This window comes from Tannerella forsythia (assembly GCF_001006485.1).
GTDB classification, from domain to species: Bacteria; Bacteroidota; Bacteroidia; order Bacteroidales; family Tannerellaceae; genus Tannerella; species Tannerella forsythia.
Window position 1 is genome coordinate 1 of record NZ_JUET01000030.1, and the last position, 21,709, is coordinate 21,709.

The window sequence follows — 21,709 nt, forward strand, 5'->3', positions numbered from 1 at the left end:
ATTTGATATTCGTTTAAAAACCTAACAGATTAATCAAATTTTTTTTTCGATTTTTATAAACAACTGTTTTTTGAGTTTTCAGCTTACTTCATTTCTTCCTGAGAAAGTAACTGGTAAAAAAATCCCTCGAAAATCAAGAGGTGTTTCCGAGGGAAGAATATCTGTGAATTTGTTAGATAATCAATTAAATATATAACGTAAGCTTAGTTGCATATAATATGTTGAAGCATATCCTATGTTAGGTCTATATGTTTCTTTAAGTATTTCCTTTCCGTTTTTAAGAAAGTTAAAGATTGGTTTTACTGAGCCATTTCCTTCTATAACTTCTTTCATATTTGCTACTTCTAAGATATTATTTTTATTTACGCTATGACGGATTCCCCATTTACTGTTTAGAAGATTTCCTACATTTATGATATCTAAACCTACTTGTATTGTATTTCGTTTTCCGCCGGCATGTATAAAGAAATCCTGCAAAATTTTTATATCGAAAGTATTTACCCAAGGCATGAGTGCACCATTACGCATCGCATATTTTCCTTTGTGAGTTCTTAAATAAGCATCTTGTTCGACATAATTCCAAAAGTCGGTTTCTTGTTGCGAAGCCGTATAAATAACTTTACCGTAATTAGGGCTTTTTTTATTCGTATCGAATAGATCGGCAAATGTTATTTCAGATTTGTCTTTCGGAATATAAAGCACAGCATTGCCTCCTCCGTCATTATTTAAGTTGTTCGCGTATAAATAAGAAAAACGACCTGATTCACCGCCTTCATAAAATAAAGATACGGTTGTAGCGAAATATTTGGCATACTCTTTTCTATACGAAACAGAAGCTATTAAGCGATTGGGTAAAATATAGTTCATATAACCTATATCATGAGAGTTTGAACCGTAAGTACGAGGATCATTGAACCAAGCAGAACCTACTTGATCACCGATTCCATCGCCCGAGCTCTTTCCGTAACTATGTGTATAGGCTATTGAAGCATCAAAACCATTTTCAAACGATTTCTGTAATTTTGCCGTGATAGACCAATATTCATTTTTTCCTGCATTATTAAGTAAATATACATTCTTTAATTTAGATTGATAATATTGTTTTTTGGAAATAGGACGTTGATCCGGATATCCGTTTATTTGAAAAGCATCAGGCTTTAATCCCACATTCGTTACAGCTACCGAATGAATATCTTTACTATAAATTCCTTCTAGTGAAGCATTCATATTCCATGGTAACTTGACGTCAATGGCAAGGCTACTTTTCCAGTTCTGTGGTAATTTTAAATTATGATCTATTTTTACTATTGCTGAGGGTAATGCTGGTTCTGCTTTTAGTCCACCCGGATAGATTTCATTTAAAATTTCAGAAGTTGTCGGTTTAAATGATGGAATTGATTTACCTGAATAAGTTGTTTGTAATACTCCTGCATCACTTGCTTGAGCTACAATCCATACAAAAGGAATCGTTCCCGTAAAAAGACCAGTACCTCCTCGTAAAACAATAGAACGATCGCCTTTTATATCGTAATTAAATCCTAAACGGGGAGAAAATAAAACTTTGGCTGACGGTAATTCTCCCGTATCGAATTTTTTGCTGTCAAAGTCTAACTCTGCAACTTTAGGATTATATGTATTTATTTTCGGATAAAAAGGTAAATCAGTTCGTATTCCGGCTAATATTTTTAATCGTTCAGATATATTTATCTCATCTTGTGCATATAAGGTAAACTGGTTAAATTTAAAAGAAGGAAATGCCTGTGAAATGGAAAGATCGTTGGGATGTGTAATTGCAAATGATTTTGCAGGCTTATTTGAAATAAAATCGTCCCATGAATCAAAAGCATAATATCCTGTTCCAAAACGTTGAAAACCATTTTTTGTATGATTATATTCGAATTGTAATCCGGCTGTAATGGTATGTTTATTTACACCAAATGTAACATCATCATTTAAAGTAAAGGATTCAACTTTTCGTAAATTTCCGTGTGAAAAAAGTTCTGTTCCGAAACTTACGAATGGAGTTTTATCTTTTAATATATCTACAAAAGGAAATGCTTTACCGGAAGTAGAACGAGGTTCGTCTTGATTTGTATAAGTAAATCTGAATAAATTGCTTAATTTTCCAAATGAGGAATTTAATTCGGCAGCAACAGATGAAAAATTTTGTTCTTGAAAATACCCGGTATTTTTATACCACATTGCATACATTCCCCTTCTATTATAACTTCTGTCATAAGGTGAGGGGAAAATTTGGGATGATGAAGTGCTTGGGTACAAAGGTTCTTTACTTTTTGTGATGTTATATCGGATATTTAAACGGTGATTATTGTTTATATTCCAATCTACACGAGCTAAAAATTTCATTCCCGGACTCTCGTTTGAATAATTTTGATAGGGTCCTGTTTCATAACCGTACGTTTCGGAAAGATATTTACTGATCATATCCATTTCGCTGGCAAGCGGACGAGCGATATTATTTGATCCGTCAGTATAAGGATTACCATCTGTTGCAGCTATTCTTGATGGACCGGGAACAATCGTTTTTTCCGTTTCATAGTTAATGAAAAAAAATAATTTATTTTTAATAATAGGACCTCCGAAACGTATGCCGTACAGGTTATATCTACTTTCTGTGCGCTCAAAAGTCTGATCTTTTACTTTATTTCCTTTAAATTTTTCGTTGTTCAGATAGGTATAGACTGATCCTCTGAATTCATTATCGCCTGAACGAGTCACCGCATTAATAGAAGCTCCGAGAAATCCGCTTTGTCGAACATCATAAGGAGTTACGCTTACCGATATCTGATCAATCGCATCTAAAGAAATCGGTGAACCGTTTGCAGGCATACTTTGTCCGATACCGAACTTATTGTTAAAAGAAGCTCCATCAATTGTAATATTGTTTTGTCGGTAAGTACCTCCTCCAATAGCTGCTCCATTTGCTTGAGGAGTAAGTTTCGTAAAGTCGGTCAAACTTCTGCTAACTGAAGGTAATGTGCTAATAATTCTTGTATTAATATTGGTCACAGCACCGGCTCTGTCGCTGTTCATATTTGAACTTCCACCTTTTGCTACAATTTGAATTTCATCTAATCCGACAGCTTCTTCTATAAGTTGAATGTTTAATACATAATTTTCACTTAATGAAAGTGTTATTCCGGTTGTTACCGATTTTTTGTATCCGATATATGATACTTCTAATTTATATGGACCACCTACGCGCATTCCATTCAGGTTATATCGTCCATCTACGTTGGTAATTGTTCCATACGTTGTTCCCGAAGGTTCATGTGTGGCGACAATAGTTGCACCTATCACTGCTCCTTCTTTATCTGTCACGTGTCCGCTCATACTTGCGGTCGTTACCTGTGCTTGTATTGCAGTAGTTGTCATAAGAAGAAACATTACTGCAAGAAATTGAATTTTTTTTATCATAAGTGCTTATATTAATTAGTTAAATAAATTTCTTTTTGATTCTAACGATTATGTTGTTTCTATGGGTTTGTTCGATAATCAGGCATTTTATCGTTATTTTTCAACCACTTCCGTACGAGGGTATTGTGGTGTGATTTGTTTTTTGTTTCGGATATACTCCACAAGAGTTTCTTCCGATGTTTTGTCGGTAATCTGCGGTGCTTTTTTATGCTCGTACGTATATGCCGATGCAAGATAATCATTGATTCCAACGCGGTAATATTTGTTTTCGTCGAGCAGTTTTCCGTTTGCCATTTTCATTTCGACGAGTTCCGCTATACCGTCTTTTGTGAAAATTTTGTATGTCATCCCCGACACAAATAAGTCAGCGCGTTTGTTCCTGCGTTTATGTGAGTTTTTGATGAGTGAACGGATTTCGTCAGGTTTCATTTCGATGATCACGATACGGTTGTTAAACGGGTCCAATTCATAGATTTTTCCCATGGTAAGGTCACCTTTTTCGATTTTCCCGATGCGTACTCCGCCGGCATTTTGAAAGGCGAAATCCGTTTGATGTACGTTTACGATGGCATCGGTCATCAGATTGCCAAGCGCTTCTTTCCCGTCAAATTGTTTTCCTGCTTCTCCAATGATTTCATTCATCGGCGATTCGTCGTGATATTTAGCGATTAATGCTTTGATGGATTCATCTTCGTCACGCAGTTTGGAAAGGTTAATCAGCTCATTTTTTCTCTCAACCACTTTGCCGTTTCTGACTGTAAGCGTTGTTTTACCGATATATTTCAGATATTCGTTTGCCTGTGTGATCAGAACATTGTTTACGATGATTCCCGTATCAAGTTTCGTGTGCGTATGTCCACCCACGATTAGATCCAGTTCAGGCATACGTTCGGCGATCTCTTTATCTGTATCTATACCTGTATGTGTCAAAGCGATGAATACGTCACATTGATTTCGTATCTCCCGTAATGCGCAGAGCGCTTCCACAGGGTTTGTAAACGTAATGCCTTTTACTTTGTCGGGATGTGTAGCAGGAATGAGCCGACCGTTTACGTTTTCGATCTGAATGGCTGAGATGATGCCGATTTTCACTCCGTCGATTTCGATCGTGGCCGAAGGTTCGGGTTGTTTGATGCAAAGGCTGTCGTTAACCGTCATGTTAGCACAGAGGAACGGGAATTCGGCTTGAGCCATACGGTCGCATAAGATATGCTGACCGTAGTCGAATTCATGGTTCCCGAATGCCGTAAAACGATATCCGATGCGGTTCATCAAGTCGATTATGGGAAAGCCGTTACCGTATTTCGGACAGTAATCGACGATCGGGTTACCCGAGAATAAATCACCTGCGCTTAATACCAATACATTCGGATTTTTTTGTCGTTCTTGTTCGACGTAAGCCGCTACTTTCGCGTAGTCATCAATATGTGCGTGCATATCGTTTGTTGAAAGTATAATAATCTGTTTGTCCTGTTGCCCGCATGCTACGCAACAGAACAAAATGATCCATGTAGTGAGTTTCTTCAACATAAATTCCGTTTTTTTTTATCTTTGGTGCAAAGATAGTATATTTTATATTACATTAGTGTTGCTTTGCTGTTTTTTGTTATTTCTGTTTCGTATCTTTTCCAAAAAACGTATCTTTGTACAAAGTAGTTCGTTAATGAATAAATTTTATGAAAATCGGTATTCTTTCGTCGGGCGGAGATTGTCCCGGCATCAATGCGACGATTCGCGGAGTAGGTAAAACGGCCATCATGCACTATGGCATGGAGGTGATAGGCATCCATAACGGCTTTACGGGTTTGCTTAATCGAGATACCGAGCTCTTCACGGAACGAACGCTTTCGGGTATTCTGAATCTGGGAGGAACGATTCTCGGGACTTCGCGCGAGAAACCTTTCAAAAAGATTATTCAGTCCGGTGACAATAAAAAGCCGGAGATCATCTGCCGGAACTATATGGAAATGGGACTTGACTGTCTTATCTGCATCGGCGGAAACGGTACGCAGAAGACGGCGAACAAACTTTTCCAAATCGGACTGAATGTGATTGGAGTACCCAAAACAATCGATAATGATATTTACGGTACGGACCTCACGTTTGGGTTTGATACGGCAGTCAATATTGCGACCGAAGCGATTGATCGTCTGCACTCGACAGCCAGTTCGCACAAGCGTGTGATGGTTGTCGAAGTGATGGGACATAGCGCCGGATGGATTGCACTCTATGCCGGTATGGCAGGTGGTGCAGATATTATCCTTATTCCTGAGCTGGGTTTTGATATTCGTAAAGTCAATGAAAAGATATTGCACCGTTTGCATCTTGGCAAACCGTATTCCATCATTGTGACAGCGGAAGGACTGAAGACGGATTGTCTCAGTCCGGCTGATTATATTTCGCATGCCGTGGGAGAGGCGACGGGCATTGAAGTGCGTCAGACAGTGCTTGGATATATTCAGCGCGGCGGAAATCCCTCTCCTTTCGACCGCAATCTGGCTACACTTCTTGGCGGTCATGCGACCGAGCTTGTGGCTCAAAAACAGTTCGGGCGTATGGTCTGTTTTAAAGACGGAAAAATCGGCTCCGTGCCGCTCGCCGAAATTGCGGGCAAGACGAAACGCGTATCATCCGATAATGAGCTTATTAAACAAGGGGAGCGTATGGGGATTTCGTTCGGGATATGACAAAAGGTATTTTTTGATTGCTTTTAATTGTCTCATGATCCTCGTGGTCGTTTATTCGTCCGATGGAGATGGATTTCGGAAAGATTAAAGCTGTTGTATAATTAACTTGAGATGGATATTGAAGCATTGCGCACTTACTGTTTGTCGCTCTCGCCCGAGGTGGAAGAAAAGTTTCCTTTCCAAAAGTTTCGGGCTGCACGTGACGTCCTGGTGTTCTACATCGGCGGCCACATGTTCTGTTATTTCGATATCAACGACTTGAGTCGTGTGTCGATGAAATGCAGCGAGGAGGAGGCTATACTGTTGCGCGAGCAATACGATTGCATCGGACTGCCCTACAATGCGAACAAGAATTTTGCGAAATATTGGATTGGTATCGACATCACACGAGCTGACGACGAATTGATAAAGCGATTGATAAAGGGCTCACTTGAAATTGTGGGCAAAAAAAGTATAACAGTTTAAAATAAAGAACAGGAGAAGCCGGGCTGTCGATAGCCGATGTTGACAAGCGTTATCGCACCACCTTGTCGTTCTGTAAGATGAACTATATGGGCGTGGTGCTCACAGGTGGTTTCTTGAATATGAGCGATGGCAAGGTAGACCCTGCTTTTACGCCATAGGCCGACCAACATGTTGCACGCGTCATGGAGAATTGGTTCTATTGCGGAATCTGGGATAAATACGCTACATCGGGGCTCGCTCCCTCGGGCTTGAGCGAAGATTGGCGTTTCAGTTCGGTAATCAGGCTTTGCATGTTTTTATCTGTGCGAATCCTCCGGATCGCTTTTTTGGCCGCCGTTTGTTGCGACTCTTTCTTTGTGTAGCCTGTGCCTGTGGCTAACGGATGACTTTCAACCGATACAGTGGTATGAAATATTGGGTTTTTGTTTTTGTCTGAATAGATGTCTGTCAGTTCGAAATCGATTCTCAATTTTTCTTTTTGTCCCCACTCCAACAAATTCGATTTAAAGTTCATCTCTTTGCGGGCTAATTTTTCCAGCGACAGATAATGACCGATCATTCGCTCTTTGACAAACTTGAAGCATTTCCGATATCCGTGATCCAAATAGATGGCGCCGATCAGTGCTTCGAGTGCATTGCCATATACGCAGTTGTTGTGAGAGTTGGGGCGAATGGAGGCAACGGTCATCTTGTCGAGCCCCATTTCGAGGGCTATACGGTTCAAGGTCTCACGTTGTACGATTTTAGAGCGTACGCTGGTCAGAAAACCTTCTTTTTTGTTCGGAAAATGTTTGTATAGAATATCGGCTACAGTCGCTCCGAGGATGGCGTCGCCGAGAAATTCGAGCCGTTCGTTATTATGGGGTCGTTTGCCGTCGGGAAAGTGTGACGAGCGGTGTGTAAGCGCCTGTTCGTAGAGTTTCACATCGTTCGGATGGAATCCCAACAGTTGGGATAAGGACAGATAAGGCTCTTTATTCTGAGGAATAAAGAGCCTTTTTAGTTGTTGTAAGAACAAACGCACGTCTATTTCTCAAATTTTTTCACAATTACACTGGCATTGTGCCCGCCAAATCCAAACGTGTTGGATAATGCAGCCCGTACCACGCGTTTTTGTGCTTTGTTAAACGTAAAGTTCAGTTTGTAATCAATCTCAGGATCATCGTCTCCCTCGGCATGATTGATGGTCGGAGGAACGATATCGTCACGTACGGCTAACACAGCGGTTGCCGCTTCCAATGCGCCGGCAGCGCCTAAAAGATGACCGGTCATTGACTTTGTTGAGCTGATATTCAGTTTGTAAGCATGTTCGCCAAAGACATCCTTGATGGCTTTTACTTCGGAGATATCGCCCACAGGAGTAGACGTACCATGTACATTAATATAGTCTATGTCTTCCGGTTTCATTTCCGCGTCTTCCAGCGCATTCCGCATCACCAGCTTTGCACCTAATCCTTCGGGATGGCTTGCCGTGAGGTGATGAGCGTCTGCCGAGAGACCTGCGCCTGCTACTTCGGCATAAATTTTTGCACCGCGTGCCAGAGCATGTTCCAGCTCTTCGAGGATCAGACAGGCTGCTCCTTCTCCGATAACGAAGCCGTCGCGGCTTTGACTGAACGGACGGGAAGCGGTCTGTGGCGAATCGTTGCGTGTCGAGAGCGCATTCATGGCGTTGAAACCTCCCACCCCCACAATGGCGATGGCGGCTTCGGCACCTCCGGCTACGATCGCATTGGCTTTGCCCAAACGGATATAGTTGAACGCATCGGCAATGGCGTTTGTCGAAGAGGCACATGCCGAGACCGTGGCAAAGTTGGGGCCTCTGAAACCATATTTCATCGAGATATGACCGGCCGCTATATCTGCGATAATCTTAGGGATAAAGAACGGATTAAAACGTGGCCCACGCTCCGCATCGTAGTCCCGTACTTCGTCTTCAAACGAACGGATACCCCCGATACCGGCGGCAAAGATCACTCCGATCTGGTTCAGATCTTCCTTTTCCAAGTCCATTGCTGAATCTGTCACGGCTTCCGTCGCTGCTACGAGCGAGAGCTGTGCATACCGGTCATACTTGCGCACCTCTTTCCGGTCGAAGTACTGCAATGGGTCGAACCCTTTGACTTCGCAGGCAAATTGTGTTTTGAACTTGGAGGCATCAAATTGAGTAATAGGCCCTGCGCCGCTTACCCCCTTCTGCAAAGACTCCCACGTTTCCGCGGTGTTGTTGCCGATAGGAGTAAGAGCACCGAGACCCGTTACTACGACTCTTTTTAATTCCATACTGAATAAAAAGCAGATTACTTCGCGTTTGCTTCGATATAAGCAATAGCGTCTCCTACCGTAGAGATTTTTTCAGCCTGGTCATCCGGAATGGAGAGGCCAAATTCTTTTTCAAATTCCATGATCAACTCCACTGTGTCAAGAGAATCTGCTCCCAAATCATTCGTGAAGCTTGCTTCGTTTGTTACTTCCGATTCTTCAACACTCAATTTGTCAACAATAATCGCTTTTACGCGAGATGCTACATCAGACATAATTTTTTGATTTAAATGAATACTGTTTTTGCAATACTTTCTATTTTTGCAGTGCAAAGGAAAGAATTTTTTATCTTACAGAACAAATTTTTAAGGCAAAAAAACTCGAATATTGCACATTTTTATGTTTTTTGTGCATTTCTTGTTTTTGGGAAAGCGATGAAAAGGATGGTTATTTTCGCTTCGGGCGATGGGACAAATGCAGAGAATATCATACGATATTTTCATGATAACGAAATGGTTGAAGTGGTTTCCGTGTACTCCGAAAATGCTTCTGCCAGAGTACACCATCGTGCAAAACGGTTGGGGATTCCTTCCATAACTTTCCCGAAAGAAAGTCTGTCCGGTGGCACCTCCGTTTTGAAGAAATTGGCTGAAGATGGCGCCGATTTTATTGTATTGGCCGGTTTCCTGAAGAAGATTCCGGACGCCATTTTACGTGCTTACCCGAAAAAAATTCTCAATATTCATCCGGCTTTGCTCCCCAAACATGGGGGGAAAGGAATGTATGGTATGCGCGTGCATCAGGCTGTCGTGGCTGCCGGCGATACGGAATCGGGGATTACCATCCATTTTATCAACGACCGATACGATGAAGGGCAAGTTGTTTTTCAGGCACGTTGTCCGGTTGCTCCGACCGATACTCCTGAAGATGTGGCGACTAAAGTACATGCCCTCGAATATGCGCATTACCCCGCCGTGATTGAGCGCGTTCTGCTCGGCGAAAACTTGCACGAGTCGTTTTAGCATCGTATCTTTGTGCAGAGCGTATGATTTTTGACACAAGAGAATGGCAAAAGTATTGATCATAAGATTATCGGCAATCGGCGACGTAGCCATGACAATCCCTGTCATTTATTCGGTGGCGCGAGCTAATCCTGAGGACTCGTTTACCGTACTGACGCAGTCATTCCTGATACCGATTTTCATCCATCGTCCCGAAAATGTACGAATCATCGGTCTCAACACGCAAAGCACGGAGAAGACGCTATGGGGGGTGTTGCGTTTCGCTTTTGCTCTGACCGGGTATAAGTTCGATAAAATTCTCGATCTGCACGACGTTATTCGCAGCAGAGTGATCGATTTTACTTTCCGGTTACAGCGTAGACCGGTATATATAGTGGATAAGATGCGGGAAGAGCGTAGACGCCTGACCGGCAGACCTCCGAAAACCATCCGCCCTCTGCGGCTTGTATCGGCGCGTTATGCCGATGTTTTTCGGACTGCCGGATTTCATTTTACCGATACCTTTATTTCTTTGTACGAACAACATCCTGCCGATGATGCATTGATTGCATCTATGGCCGGCGAGAAGCAAGGTAAATGGATCGGCATCGCGCCGTTTGCCAAGCATCGCGGGAAGATTTATCCCATTGACGAGATGGAGGAAGTCGTCAAATCCCTGTCGGGGCAAAACGACATGACGATCTTTTTGTTCGGCGGAAAAGGCTACGAAGAGGCGGTTCTCGATCAATGGGCGTTTCAATATCCGGGTGCTCGGAACATGGCCGGGAAGCATCGGCTGGATCATGAACTGGCGCTGATCAGTCGTCTGGATGTCTTTCTGTGTATGGATTCGGCGAATATGCACTTTGCTTCGCTTGTCGGGACGAAGGTGATCTCCATTTGGGGGGCTACCCACCCATATGCAGGTTTTTACGGCTATAAACAGCCTTACGACTTGGCGATACAGGCCGACTTGCCTTGTCGGCCATGTTCAACGTACGGAAATAAACCTTGTTATCGTGGCGATTGGGCCTGCTTGTCACAAATTACAGCCGAACAAATTGTTCGAAAGATAAACGACTATCTGAGTAAGGCATGAGATTCGCGATTCATCCGGCGTATTCCGGCGATGAGGTTGAAACTTTCTTGGAGCAGCTGCCGATGATGTTTGATGGGGAAGGAGAGATGCTTTACGATAAACGCAATCAGGTGAAACGTTTCGTGTTGCCTTCGGGACGTCCTGTGGTCGTGAAACGTTTCAAAAAACCGATACTGATTCAACGGATCATCTATGGATTTTTCAGGAAAACAAAAGCTCAACGTGCTTACCTCTATGCAGCTGTTTTGCGTCATCGCGGCTTTGGTACGCCGCACGAGATTGCCTACCTTGAGCAACGTCGGAGGGGGCTGCTCTCTCATTGTTATTTTCTTGCGGAAGAAGATGGTGCGCCGGCGATCTATGAACGTCTTGTTGCACAGCAGCCTTTCGATCGTGTCATTGCCGACGATTTTGCAGCGTTAGTGGCGGCATTGCATCAAAAGAGCATTCTTCACGGCGACTTGAATCCGACGAATGTACTGTTCCGCACACGCGACGACGGGCATTATACCTTTTCTTTGATCGATACGAACCGGATGCGCTTCAAAGCCCTCGGGCAGAATTTTACGGCATACGAATGCCTCAATAACCTCACCCGGTTCGACGTACAGGATGAGTTGTATCATTATGTGCTGAGAAGATACATAGAATGTATGGGGTGGGAAATGGAATCCTATTTTGCTCAAGGGATAGAGATTAAGCGGATTTATGATGAACATAGGAAGAAACGAAAAGCATTTTTGAAGAAATTCAAATGAGGAGAAGGTTAAGGTTGTTGTTCGTCCGCGGTATGACCTGCTTTCTGCCGATGAGCGGACAAATCGTCGGTATGTTATGGTCATTATGCTGAAAATATTCGTACCTTTGACCGATTCAATAATAACGTTGCCGGTATTGCCGGAGTATAAATTAAAAAAATAACGATGAAAGCAAACCGATTTATTGCTGGAGCAATCATGATGATGTGTGTGACTTTCGGATGCAAGAAGCCCGAACATTTTATCACCGATTCTACTTACCGAGATCAAGTGTCGAAAGATTTCGATGCGAAAGCCGAGTTATTTGCCGACTCGTCCCTGTTTGCCGTTTTTGATACGGAGATGACTGTGCCCGAACGCGAGGCCATGCAGTTCTTGTATGCCTACATGCCGGTGGGCGACATTGCCGACTACGACGGGCAATTTTATCTGAAGAACGTGCGTTCGTCGTTTGCCGCACGCAAGGAGATGCCTTGGGGCAAAGATATTCCCGAAATGATTTTTCGTCACTTCGTGCTTCCCGTGCGGGTCAATAACGAGAATTTAGACGAGAGCCGGATGGTGTTTTACGAGGAGTTGAAAGACCGTGTAAAAGGTTTGTCGCTGCACGATGCCGTGCTGGAGGTCAATCACTGGTGCCATGAGAAAGTTGTTTACATGCCGTCGGATGCACGCACCAGCTCGCCGCTTGCGTCGGTACGCACGGCGTATGGCCGTTGCGGTGAAGAGTCGACGTTTACGGTGGCTGCTCTACGCTCGGTCGGCATACCTGCCCGTCAGGTGTATACGCCTCGCTGGGCCCATACCGACGATAACCATGCGTGGGTCGAGGCGTGGGTCAACGGCAAGTGGTATTTTTTGGGTGCCTGCGAGCCTGAACCCGTACTTAACCTGGGCTGGTTCAACGCTCCGGCGTATCGCGGCATGCTGATGCATACCAAAGCATTCGGAGCGTATAACGGTCCGGAAGAGGTGATGGAACAGACGGCATGTTATACGGAAATCAATGTCATCGATCATTATGCACCGACCGGCAAGACCGTTGTAACCGTGACGGACAGCGAAGGCAAACCGGTAGAAGACGCGCTGGTGGAGTTCAAGTTGTATAACTATGCCGAGTTTTATTCCGTGGCGCGTAAGAAGACCGACGATGAAGGCCGGTGCTCGCTCGCTGCCGGGAAAGGTGATATGCTTGTATGGGCTACGAAAGACGGACGGTTTGGGTATCATAAGGTATCGTTTGGGAAAGATGATGAGGTAACGATTACCCTCGATAAAACACCGGGCGACACGGCAACTGTCGAACTCGATATCGTACCGCCGGTAGAAGGTACGATCGCTGCCGAGAGCGAGGTGACTGACGAACAAAAAGAAGAAAACGCCCGACGGATGCACGAGGAAGACGAGATTCGAAACCGTTACGTCGCAACTTTCTTTACGGACACGATGGCTGTTGCATTGGCAAAAGAACTGTTGGTGCCCAATCACGAACTGAAGGAAATCATGCGGAAAAGCCGCGGAAACCATGCAGAAATAGAGAAATTCTTCCGCGAATCGGTCAACCACAAAGATCTCTACTCCGAGATGGCCGGAGCCCAACCCGGAAGCGTGCCAATCGAGGCGATCTTCCTGCTGTATAGAATTTCCGAGAAAGATTTGCGCGATACTCCCGCCGACGTCCTGCTCGATCATTTAGACAATACACCGAAGATCCCGGAGAATCTTTACGAAATAAAGAAGACCGTCTCTAAGGCTCCCTCGGAACTTGAGAGCCTCTTCTATTTTTTCGTTATGAATCCGCGTATATGGAATGAGTATCTGACACCTTACAAGAAGTTTTTCGCCGAGCAAATTGATGCTTCGTTAGCAACCGAGGCACGCAAGAATCCGCAAGCATTAGTCGAATGGGTGAAACAACATATCACTGTGCGCAACGACCTGAATCCGCAACGTATCCCGATAATGCCGATAGGTGTCTGGAAGGCGCGCATAGCCGATACACATTCACGCAATATCTTTTTCGTTGCTGTGGCACGCAGTCTGGGCATCCCTGCACGTATCGAATCGGTCACCGGCAAGGTCCAATATTACTGCCGCGGATGGCTCGACGTTGATTTCGAGGCGGCCGCCAGTCGGGCGAATGCTCCGCAAGGAGCGCTTTCAGCCGGTTATCAACCGGTCAAAGCGCTCGATAATCCGAAGTACTATAGTCATTTCACGATTGCCCGGCTGAAGGACGATGCCCGGTTGCAGACGCTGAACTTCGAGACGGAGGCTGACATGGGGGCGGGCGATACATGGAAAGACCTGCTGCAATCGCCTTGTTCCTTGCGATTAGACGAGGGGAACTATGTACTTGTCAGCGGTACGCGTATGGCCAGCGGGAAGGTGCTGGCGCGTCTGAGCTTCTTTCCTATCGAAGCAGAAAAGAAAACGACGGTCGACCTTGTGATGCGTCACGACGATGCCGACATCCAAGTGATCGGAAACATCAACGCCGAAGCGAAGTATCGTACCGAGAAAGGTGAGGAAACGACAATCCTCAACACCACGGGACGCGGTTACTTCGTCATCGGTATTCTTGGTGCACGTCAGGAGCCGACGAACCATGCCATGCGTGATATTGCGAAACTCAAGGCCGATTTCGAACAATGGAATCGCAGTATGATCCTGCTTTTCAAAAATGAACAAAACTTCAAACTCTTCGACCGGAATGAGTTCGGCGAATTACCTTCGACCATCACGCTCGGAACGGATGAGAACGGCGAGATTTCGCGTATGGTTACCGACGCGATGAAACTCTCGAATCCCGACAGCCTCCCGATCTTTATCATTGCCGATACCTTCGGACGGGTCGTATTCGTTTCGCAGGGGTATACCATCGGATTGGGCGAACAGATGATGAAAGTGATTCATCAATTGTAAAATCCCTTCGGATAGATAATTAAGGGTTAATTGTCATTCTTCGAGTACACGGAATCGCAATTGATCATTGATTCGAGACGCTCCCCCCCCCGGGTGTCTCGAATGACTTATTACAGACATGAAATAACAGGCTGAATATCATTAGTAATGACCGGTTTAAAAAAGAAAAGGTCTTCAGAAATGAAGACCTTTTTTGGAGTGATCCGCCTGGGGCTCGAACCCAGGACCCCATCCTTAAAAGGGATGTGCTCTACCTGCTGAGCTAGCGAATCGAACTTGAAGTACTTTTTTTTAATGCGAGTGCAAAGGTAATGCTTTTTTTGAAGAAAACAACGAATACCGTAATTTTTCCGTATTTCTTTTTTCATATTCATATCTTTGCTTCTAATATTATATATAGATATAGATAAAAAATGAGGAATATCATGATTGATCGGTGGAAAATCATTTTGGCCGCATGTCTCTGCTTCGGTACACAGACAATTTTCTCCCAATCCGTTCCTGCTCCATTAAAGTGTTTCTTAGACAAGCCGATGGTTCGAGGAGCTTCCGTCGCATTGATGGTAAAGGAAGTAAGCAAAGGTGACGTCATATACGAGTATGAAAGCAAGCGTCTGTTGACCCCGGCTTCGGTGATGAAGACCATTACGGCAGCAGCTGCTCTTGAAATCTTAGGTGAAAACTTTCGCTTCGAGACGTCTGTTTCGTACGACGGAGAAATTCGCGACGGCATCCTGCACGGTAATTTGTACCTCTGCGGAAGCGGAGACCCTACGCTTAACTCGTCTGAACTTGATACCCCGAAAGACAGTGTGCTGATGCTTTGGGCAGCCGGTATCCGCAAGGCCGGCATCCGCGAAGTTGCGGGAGCGCTGATTGCGGACGAAAGCATTTTCGATACCGAAGGCGTATCGATGAAATGGATGCGTGAAGACCTCGGAAGTGAATACGGACAGGGGAGCTATGGGCTGAACATCTTCGATAATCAGTTCCGTCTGTACCTTGAGAGCGGAGTGGCCGGTACAACTCCGGCGATCAAATACTGTGAACCGGACATACCGTCTCTCACGTTTCACAACTATCTCAAAGCTCTTCCCGCATCTACCGACAGCTGTTTTATCATCGGATTCCCATTTTCCAATGAGCGATACCTCTACGGTGCAATCCCTACGCGCTGCTCTCACTTCAAACTGATTGGCGATATTCCCGACCCTGCGCTTTTTTCAGCCCGTTACGTTCATACGTTCCTTCAACGCGAAGGTATCCGCATCAAAGGGGCTCCTTCGTGCCATCGCATCCTTTCACAGGCTGGACAGTGGAAAGAGACACCCCGCAAAACCTTGATCACAACTTATTCGCCTCCGCTTAAGGAGCTCACTCGCATATTTTGTTTCGTCAGCCATAACCTGTATGCCGACGCCGTGTTCAAAACGCTCGGGTTACGTTATGCTCCTTCCTCGAAAGAGGCGATCTCTTCTTTCGGAAGGGGAGCACAGGTCATCACACAGTATTGGAAGCAAAAAGGGATCGACACCTCTTCGCTCCGGATGTTCGACGGGAGTGGTCTGGCCATTACCAACAAAGTAACGGCCGAATTCCTGTGCGACGTATATACTTACATGGCCATGCGTTCGAAAGCATCGGAGGCCTTCGTGCATTCGTTGCCGCAAGCAGGGATAGACGGTACCTTGCGAAACATGATGAAAGGAAGCTCGTTGCAAGGAAAAGCGCGACTGAAAAGCGGCAGCATGAGTCGTGTCCTGTGTTATGGCGGATACATCGATCACGACGGGAAGCGTTATGCCGTTGTGATCTTAGTCAATAATTTCACCGGAAAAAGTCGCCGGATGAAAGCCTCTATCGAGGAGTTACTACTCTCCCTTTTCTAAAAAACAACACAGGTCTGAATTAAAATCACTACATTTGTCGCTTAAAAAAAACGGAAGAACGTTTACAGCAGCTGCGAATATGAGTGTATCAATTAAAGAAGTAACAACAAAAAAGGATCTGAAGAACTTCGTCAAGTTCAATATCGATTTATACAAAGACAACCCGTATCATGTTCCCGGACTTATCGAGGAGGAAATGATTACCTTATCGAAAGAGAAGAATCCTGCTTTCGAAAACAGCGAAGCGATTTATTTTTTGGCGTATAAGGATGATAAGATCGTGGGGCGGATTGCCGGGATGATTGTCCATGCCAGCAACAAGATCTGGGGACAAAAATATGCACGTTTCGGTTTTGTCGACTTTATCGATGATCCGGAAGTTGTCGATGCCTTGTTTCATGCCGTAGAGGCATGGGCCCAAGCCAAAGGTATGGAAGCTGTTCACGGGCCGATGGGCTTTACCGACATGGATCACGAGGGGATGCTGATCGAAGGGTTCGACCAGCTCGGCACGATGGCAACGATCTACAACTATCCGTATTATCCCCGACAGATGGAACGGATGGGCTACGTGAAAGATCAGGACTGGCACGAGTTTAAAATTTATATCCCGGACGCGATCCCCGAAAAACATTTGCGCATCGCCGAAATCGTGAAAAAGAAATACGGCCTCAAAGTATTGAAGTTCAAAAAACGAAAAGACATTCAGCCGTATGCGCGCAAAGTCTTCGAAACGCTAAATGCGTCGTTCGCTCCGCTCTACGGGTTTGCCGAACTGACCCCGAAGCAGATTGATTACTATGTAAGGATATATATTCCGATGTTGCGTCTTAACCTGATCACGTTGATTGTGCGCGAAGAAGACGATGCGGTAGTCGGCTTCGGTATCTCGCTCCCCAGCCTTTCGCATGCCTTGCAAAAGGCCAAAGGGCGACTCTTCCCGTTCGGTTTCATTCCACTGCTCAAAGCAATGCACTCGAAAACGAAGATTGTCGATCTGTATCTGATGGGTATACTTCCCGAATATCAGAACAAAGGCGTGAATGCACTTCTTTTCTGCGACCTTATCCCCGAATATATCAAGCTGGGAGCGGAGTACGCGGAGAGCAACATCGAGTTGGAGACAAATACGGCCGTACAGGCGCAGTGGGATTATTTTAAACGTGAGCATCATAAAACACGAAGGGTCTTTATCAAAAAACTGATTTGATTTATGAACGAATACGCAAACCTTTCGCAAACGACGGTTTACGAAGATAAAGATATTGTCACGCTCGAAGGACTTGACGCCGTTCGCAAGCGTCCCGGTATGTATATTGGCAATACGCACGGCGGCGAAGATCGGCACGATGGCATCTACGTCCTTCTGAAAGAGGTCATCGACAACTCAATCGATGAGTTCCGTATGAAAGCCGGCACCCGGATCGATCTTACGATCGACGAAGGGCATGTATCGGTACGTGACTACGGACGCGGCATTCCGCAAGGTAATCTGGCGAAAACCGTCTCGACGCTTCATACCAGCGGTAAGTTTGGCTCCGAGGCATTCAAGAAGTCCATCGGTCTGAACGGAGTCGGTATCAAGGCGGTCAATGCGCTGTCTACCGATTTTACCGTCGTATCGTATCGTGATCAGGTAGAAAAAAAGGTTGAGTTTCAGCGTGGAAAACTTGTCTGCGACGCTGAGGCTGTTGAGACGAAAGAGAGAAACGGGACTCTTATCCGGTTCACGCCCGACCCTTCCATTTTCGAAAATTACGCATACCGTCACGAGTTTGTAGAGACGTTGATTCGCAACTATTGCTACCTGAACTCAGGACTGTCCATTTATTACAATGGAGAAAAATATATTTCGGAAAAAGGTCTTGAAGATTTGCTCAATGAAAACATCACCGACGAGATTCTTTACCCTATCGTACATCTCAAAGCGAACGATATAGAGATTGCCTTTACGCATGTCAACCAGTCGCGCGATGATTATTATTCGTTCGTCAACGGACAGTACACTTCGCAGGGAGGCACGCATCAGGCCGCATTCAAAGAGTCTTTTGCACGTACGGTGAAGGAGTTTTACAATAAGAACCTCGAAGTGGCCGATATCCGTAGCGGACTTGTAGCCGCTATATATATAGGAGTAGAGGAGCCGGAGTTCGAATCGCAAACAAAGATCAAGTTAGGCTCGCGAAACATGAGTCCGAAAGGCAATCTGTCGGTGGCCAAATTTATCGGCGATTTTATAAAGAAGGAGGTCGACAATTACCTTCACAAGAATCCGGAAACAGCCGATGCGCTCTATAAAAAGATACAGGAATCTGAAAAGGAGCGGAAGGCCATCGCCGGAGTGGCAAAATTAGCACGGGAGCGGGCTAAGAAGGTGAACCTTCACAACCGTAAGCTGCGCGATTGCCGTATCCACCTCAATGACGGGAAGAGCGATAACAAGACCGAGAGCAGTATCTTCATTACTGAGGGCGACTCGGCCAGCGGTTCGATCACGAAAAGCCGTGATCCGAACTTACAGGCCGTATTCAGTCTGCGTGGAAAACCGCTGAACTGCTTCGGTCTGACTAAAAAAGTCGTGTATGAGAATGAAGAATTCAACCTGCTGCAAGCCGCCTTGAACATTGAAGACGGGCTGGACGGATTGCGCTATAACCGGGTCATCATTGCCACGGATGCCGATGTGGACGGCATGCATATCCGGCTCTTGCTGATCACGTTCTTTCTCCAGTTCTTCCCCGACTTGGTGAAACAAAAGCATGTATTTATCCTTCAAACCCCGCTCTTCCGCGTCCGTAACAAACAGAAAACCATCTATTGCTACAACGAGGAAGAGAAAAACGCGGCAATTCATGAATTGGGAAAGAATCCGGAGATTACGCGCTTCAAAGGATTAGGTGAAATTTCTCCCGACGAATTCAAACATTTTATCGGGAAAGAGATGCGCTTGGATCCTGTTTCCATCAAAAAGGAAGACGCGATCAAGGAACTGCTCGAATTTTACATGGGAAAGAATACGATGGAGAGACAAAATTTTATTATAGACAATCTTGTGGTAGAGGAAGACCTCACCGCCTGAATGCAGACACATGGAAAAAAGAAGAGCTATTTTCCCGGGAACTTTCGATCCTTTCACGATCGGCCATCAGTCGTTGGTCGATCGTGCATTAACGTTAGTCGACGAAATCGTCATTTCCATCGGAATCAATTCGGCCAAAAAAACATATTTCTCATTAGAGGAGCGAGTGGCATCCATTGAACAACTCTATCGCAGCGATCCTCGCGTTAAAGTCATGTTGTATGACTCGTTGACCGTCGATTTTGCGAAACGCATAGATGCCCGGTTTATTCTGCGCGGTATCCGCACCGTAAACGATTTTGAGTACGAGAAGTATATGGCGGATGTCAACCGTGAACTCACCGGTATCGAAACGTTCATTCTTTTTACTGAGCCCGAATATACACATATCAGTTCCAGTATCGTGCGCGAGCTGTTACAATATGGCAAAGATATCTCCCGTTTTGTTCCTCAAGAAGTTCAACACACATTAAAACAACAAAAATCATGAACAGAATTTTATCGATCCTTATAGTCTGCATATTGCTTTATTCATCGGCTCATGCGCAGCAGCGATCCGACATGGAAGCCCGGAAGCTCTCCATGGCATTGTATGCCATCAGCAACTTATACGTGGATAAGACGGACGAAAAGAAGCTGGTAGAAGATGCAATCGTCGGGATGCTTGAAAAGTTAGACCCTCACTCCGACTATTCGGATCCGGAGGAAACGAAAGAGCTGACGGAGCCGTTGGACAGTAACTTCGACGGCATCGGTATCCAGTTCAATATGCTTACCGACACGCTCTACGTGATTCAGGTCATCTCCGGAGGTCCTTCGGAAAAAGTAGGACTGATGGCCGGTGACCGGATCATCATGGTAGACGATTCGCTGATTGCCGGTGTGAAGATGAAAACGAGCGACATCATGAAACGGCTGAAAGGCCCGAAAGGTACCGAAGTGCGTGTGAAAGTGAAACGCGGTACCTCCAACGAATTGCTCGAATTTAAGATTATCCGTGGCAAAATACCCGTTTACAGTTTAGACGCTGCTTATATGGCCGATGCAACGACCGGATACATCCGCTTGAATCGTTTCGCCGCCTCTTCGAACGAAGAATTTAACCAAGCGCTCGACAAGCTCCGCAAACAGGGTATGAAACATCTGATTCTGGACTTGCAGGGCAACGGCGGAGGCTATCTCCATGTGGCGTGTGCCTTAGCCGACGAATTTCTCGGAAAAGACAGGCTGATCGTCTATACAAAAGGGAACAGACAGCCACGCGAGGAGGCCGACGCTACCGAAAAAGGAGGATTTGAGAACGGACGGCTGATCATCATGGTCGACGAGTCATCGGCTTCGGCGAGTGAGATCGTCTCCGGGGCCGTGCAGGATTGGGACAGAGGCATCATTCTCGGACGCCGCACGTTCGGCAAGGGACTTGTACAAAAACCGATCCCCATGCCCGACGGATCGATGATCCGCCTCACTGTCGCACGTTATTACACGCCTTCGGGACGATATATTCAAAAACCTTATAAGAACGGTCAGGCCAAAGAATATAATCGTGATCTGATCGAACGGTATAATCGGGGCGAACTGATGAATGCCGACAGTATTCATTTTCCCGATTCCTTGAGATTCAATACCTTGTTGAATAAACGCACGGTCTATGGGGGCGGCGGAATCATGCCCGATATTTTTATTCCTTTCGATTCGACGCGTTACACCGACTATCACCGGAAAGTAGCCGGGATGGGAATCGTCAACCGCGTAGCGATGAATTATCTCGACAGGAATCGCAAGGAACTGAGCAGGAAATATCCGGCATTCAAAACATACAGGGCGAAGTTTGAAGTGACGGATGAAATGCTTCAAGAGCTTCAGAAACTTGCGGCCGACGAGAAGATCGAATTTAACGAGGAGCAATATCATCGGTCCAAGCCGCTGATTTCGCTTCAACTTAAGGCGCTTATCGCACGCGACTTGTTCAATATGAACGAATACTTTCAAACGATCAACGACGACAACGAAAGCCTGAAAGAAGCCCTGCGTATCATCAACGACGAGGCTGTCTATCGCAAGGTGCTCGGACAAAGTCAATGACATGAAGGGAATGATCGGTTA

General features: G+C 45.4%; 16 protein-coding genes and 1 tRNA gene. 11 read left to right on the plus strand and 6 right to left on the minus strand.

Annotated elements, in window-relative coordinates; genetic code table 11:
• Positions 1 to 180: 180 nt before the first annotated feature.
• Entirely contained in the window at positions 181 to 3,438 is a 3,258-nt protein-coding gene (locus tag Tanf_RS01070) for a TonB-dependent receptor (RefSeq protein ID WP_046824590.1), read from the minus strand.
• A 93-nt stretch (positions 3,439 to 3,531) separates the two neighbouring features.
• Positions 3,532 to 4,968 (minus strand): bifunctional metallophosphatase/5'-nucleotidase, encoded by a 1,437-nt coding sequence (locus Tanf_RS01075; protein WP_046824591.1) that lies wholly within the window; start codon positions 4,966 to 4,968, stop codon positions 3,532 to 3,534.
• A 146-nt stretch (positions 4,969 to 5,114) separates the two neighbouring features.
• Here Tanf_RS01075 and Tanf_RS01080 point away from each other — a divergent pair, with 146 nt between their 5' ends.
• Entirely contained in the window at positions 5,115 to 6,125 is a 1,011-nt protein-coding gene (locus tag Tanf_RS01080; RefSeq protein WP_014224509.1) for an ATP-dependent 6-phosphofructokinase, read from the plus strand.
• A gap of 111 nt (positions 6,126 to 6,236) precedes the next feature.
• A complete protein-coding gene (locus tag Tanf_RS01085) occupies positions 6,237 to 6,590 on the plus strand; it encodes an MmcQ/YjbR family DNA-binding protein (RefSeq protein WP_014224507.1) in 354 nt (117 codons plus the stop codon).
• 196 nt (positions 6,591 to 6,786) lie between these two features.
• Here the strand turns inward: Tanf_RS01085 and rnc are convergent, their stop codons facing one another.
• The 3 genes from rnc to Tanf_RS01100 are packed head-to-tail and all read right to left on the minus strand — an operon-like array spanning position 6,787 to position 9,127.
• Positions 6,787 to 7,614: a ribonuclease III gene (gene rnc, locus Tanf_RS01090; RefSeq protein WP_236684353.1), complete on the minus strand. Its 828-nt coding sequence runs from the start codon at positions 7,612 to 7,614 to the stop codon at positions 6,787 to 6,789.
• Positions 7,615 to 7,616: 2 nt separating this feature from the next.
• Positions 7,617 to 8,873: a beta-ketoacyl-ACP synthase II gene (gene fabF, locus Tanf_RS01095; RefSeq protein ID WP_014224505.1), complete on the minus strand. Its 1,257-nt coding sequence runs from the start codon at positions 8,871 to 8,873 to the stop codon at positions 7,617 to 7,619.
• A 17-nt stretch (positions 8,874 to 8,890) separates the two neighbouring features.
• The gene (locus Tanf_RS01100) at positions 8,891 to 9,127 is read right to left on the minus strand and encodes an acyl carrier protein (RefSeq protein WP_014224504.1); all 237 of its coding nucleotides are present in this window, start codon (positions 9,125 to 9,127) and stop codon (positions 8,891 to 8,893) included.
• Positions 9,128 to 9,286: 159 nt separating this feature from the next.
• On the opposite strand from Tanf_RS01100, the gene purN reads away from it, so the two are divergent.
• From purN to Tanf_RS01120, 4 genes are all read left to right on the plus strand, one after another.
• Complete coding sequence (gene purN / locus Tanf_RS01105) at positions 9,287 to 9,874, plus strand: phosphoribosylglycinamide formyltransferase (protein ID WP_041591132.1); 588 nt, start codon at positions 9,287 to 9,289, stop codon at positions 9,872 to 9,874.
• 43 nt (positions 9,875 to 9,917) lie between these two features.
• On the plus strand, positions 9,918 to 10,952 hold the full coding sequence (locus tag Tanf_RS01110; protein ID WP_014224502.1) for a glycosyltransferase family 9 protein: 1,035 nt from the start codon (positions 9,918 to 9,920) through the stop codon (positions 10,950 to 10,952).
• Positions 10,949 to 11,710 (plus strand): lipopolysaccharide kinase InaA family protein, encoded by a 762-nt coding sequence (locus Tanf_RS01115; RefSeq protein ID WP_046824592.1) that lies wholly within the window; start codon positions 10,949 to 10,951, stop codon positions 11,708 to 11,710. Before Tanf_RS01110 ends, Tanf_RS01115 begins: the two co-directional genes overlap by 4 nt.
• 165 nt (positions 11,711 to 11,875) lie before the next feature.
• Complete coding sequence (locus tag Tanf_RS01120) at positions 11,876 to 14,635, plus strand: transglutaminase family protein (protein ID WP_052448955.1); 2,760 nt, start codon at positions 11,876 to 11,878, stop codon at positions 14,633 to 14,635.
• A 199-nt stretch (positions 14,636 to 14,834) separates the two neighbouring features.
• On the opposite strand, the gene Tanf_RS01125 is transcribed toward Tanf_RS01120, so the two are convergent.
• Positions 14,835 to 14,907 (minus strand) — tRNA-Lys (locus Tanf_RS01125).
• A 153-nt stretch (positions 14,908 to 15,060) separates the two neighbouring features.
• Between Tanf_RS01125 and dacB the strand changes: the two genes are divergently transcribed.
• The 5 genes from dacB (at position 15,061) to Tanf_RS01150 (ending at position 21,688) form a co-directional block, all read left to right on the plus strand.
• Positions 15,061 to 16,524 carry a D-alanyl-D-alanine carboxypeptidase/D-alanyl-D-alanine endopeptidase gene (gene dacB, locus Tanf_RS01130; protein WP_014224499.1) on the plus strand — a complete coding sequence of 488 codons (1,464 nt, stop codon included), beginning with the start codon at positions 15,061 to 15,063 and terminating at the stop codon, positions 16,522 to 16,524.
• Between the two features lie 79 nt (positions 16,525 to 16,603).
• The gene (locus Tanf_RS01135; RefSeq protein ID WP_046824593.1) at positions 16,604 to 17,734 is read left to right on the plus strand and encodes a hypothetical protein; all 1,131 of its coding nucleotides are present in this window, start codon (positions 16,604 to 16,606) and stop codon (positions 17,732 to 17,734) included.
• 3 nt (positions 17,735 to 17,737) lie between these two features.
• Positions 17,738 to 19,603 carry a DNA topoisomerase IV subunit B gene (locus tag Tanf_RS01140; protein WP_046824594.1) on the plus strand — a complete coding sequence of 622 codons (1,866 nt, stop codon included), beginning with the start codon at positions 17,738 to 17,740 and terminating at the stop codon, positions 19,601 to 19,603.
• 10 nt (positions 19,604 to 19,613) lie between these two features.
• On the plus strand, positions 19,614 to 20,093 hold the full coding sequence (gene coaD / locus Tanf_RS01145; RefSeq protein WP_014224496.1) for a pantetheine-phosphate adenylyltransferase: 480 nt from the start codon (positions 19,614 to 19,616) through the stop codon (positions 20,091 to 20,093).
• Entirely contained in the window at positions 20,090 to 21,688 is a 1,599-nt protein-coding gene (locus Tanf_RS01150; protein ID WP_046824595.1) for a S41 family peptidase, read from the plus strand. The genes coaD and Tanf_RS01150 overlap by 4 nt, the downstream gene beginning before the upstream one ends.
• The last annotated feature ends 21 nt before the right edge of the window (positions 21,689 to 21,709 follow it).

Bases quoted from the DNA above. Each gene is read 5' to 3' on its own strand.
- Tanf_RS01115 (WP_046824592.1), top strand. From the start codon at position 10,949: ATGAGATTCGCGATTCATCCGGCGTATTCCGGCGATGAGGTTGAAACT.
- Tanf_RS01140 (WP_046824594.1), top strand. From the start codon at position 17,738: ATGAACGAATACGCAAACCTTTCGCAAACGACGGTTTACGAAGATAAA.
- Tanf_RS01075 (WP_046824591.1), bottom strand. From the start codon at position 4,968: ATGTTGAAGAAACTCACTACATGGATCATTTTGTTCTGTTGCGTAGCA.
- Tanf_RS01070 (WP_046824590.1), bottom strand. From the start codon at position 3,438: ATGATAAAAAAAATTCAATTTCTTGCAGTAATGTTTCTTCTTATGACA.
- fabF (WP_014224505.1), bottom strand. From the start codon at position 8,873: ATGGAATTAAAAAGAGTCGTAGTAACGGGTCTCGGTGCTCTTACTCCT.
- Tanf_RS01080 (WP_014224509.1), top strand. From the start codon at position 5,115: ATGAAAATCGGTATTCTTTCGTCGGGCGGAGATTGTCCCGGCATCAAT.
- Tanf_RS01110 (WP_014224502.1), top strand. From the start codon at position 9,918: ATGGCAAAAGTATTGATCATAAGATTATCGGCAATCGGCGACGTAGCC.
- Tanf_RS01085 (WP_014224507.1), top strand. From the start codon at position 6,237: ATGGATATTGAAGCATTGCGCACTTACTGTTTGTCGCTCTCGCCCGAG.
- purN (WP_041591132.1), top strand. From the start codon at position 9,287: ATGAAAAGGATGGTTATTTTCGCTTCGGGCGATGGGACAAATGCAGAG.
- Tanf_RS01120 (WP_052448955.1), top strand. From the start codon at position 11,876: ATGAAAGCAAACCGATTTATTGCTGGAGCAATCATGATGATGTGTGTG.
- coaD (WP_014224496.1), top strand. From the start codon at position 19,614: ATGGAAAAAAGAAGAGCTATTTTCCCGGGAACTTTCGATCCTTTCACG.
- dacB (WP_014224499.1), top strand. From the start codon at position 15,061: ATGATTGATCGGTGGAAAATCATTTTGGCCGCATGTCTCTGCTTCGGT.
- Tanf_RS01135 (WP_046824593.1), top strand. From the start codon at position 16,604: ATGAGTGTATCAATTAAAGAAGTAACAACAAAAAAGGATCTGAAGAAC.
- Tanf_RS01150 (WP_046824595.1), top strand. From the start codon at position 20,090: ATGAACAGAATTTTATCGATCCTTATAGTCTGCATATTGCTTTATTCA.
- Tanf_RS01100 (WP_014224504.1), bottom strand. From the start codon at position 9,127: ATGTCTGATGTAGCATCTCGCGTAAAAGCGATTATTGTTGACAAATTG.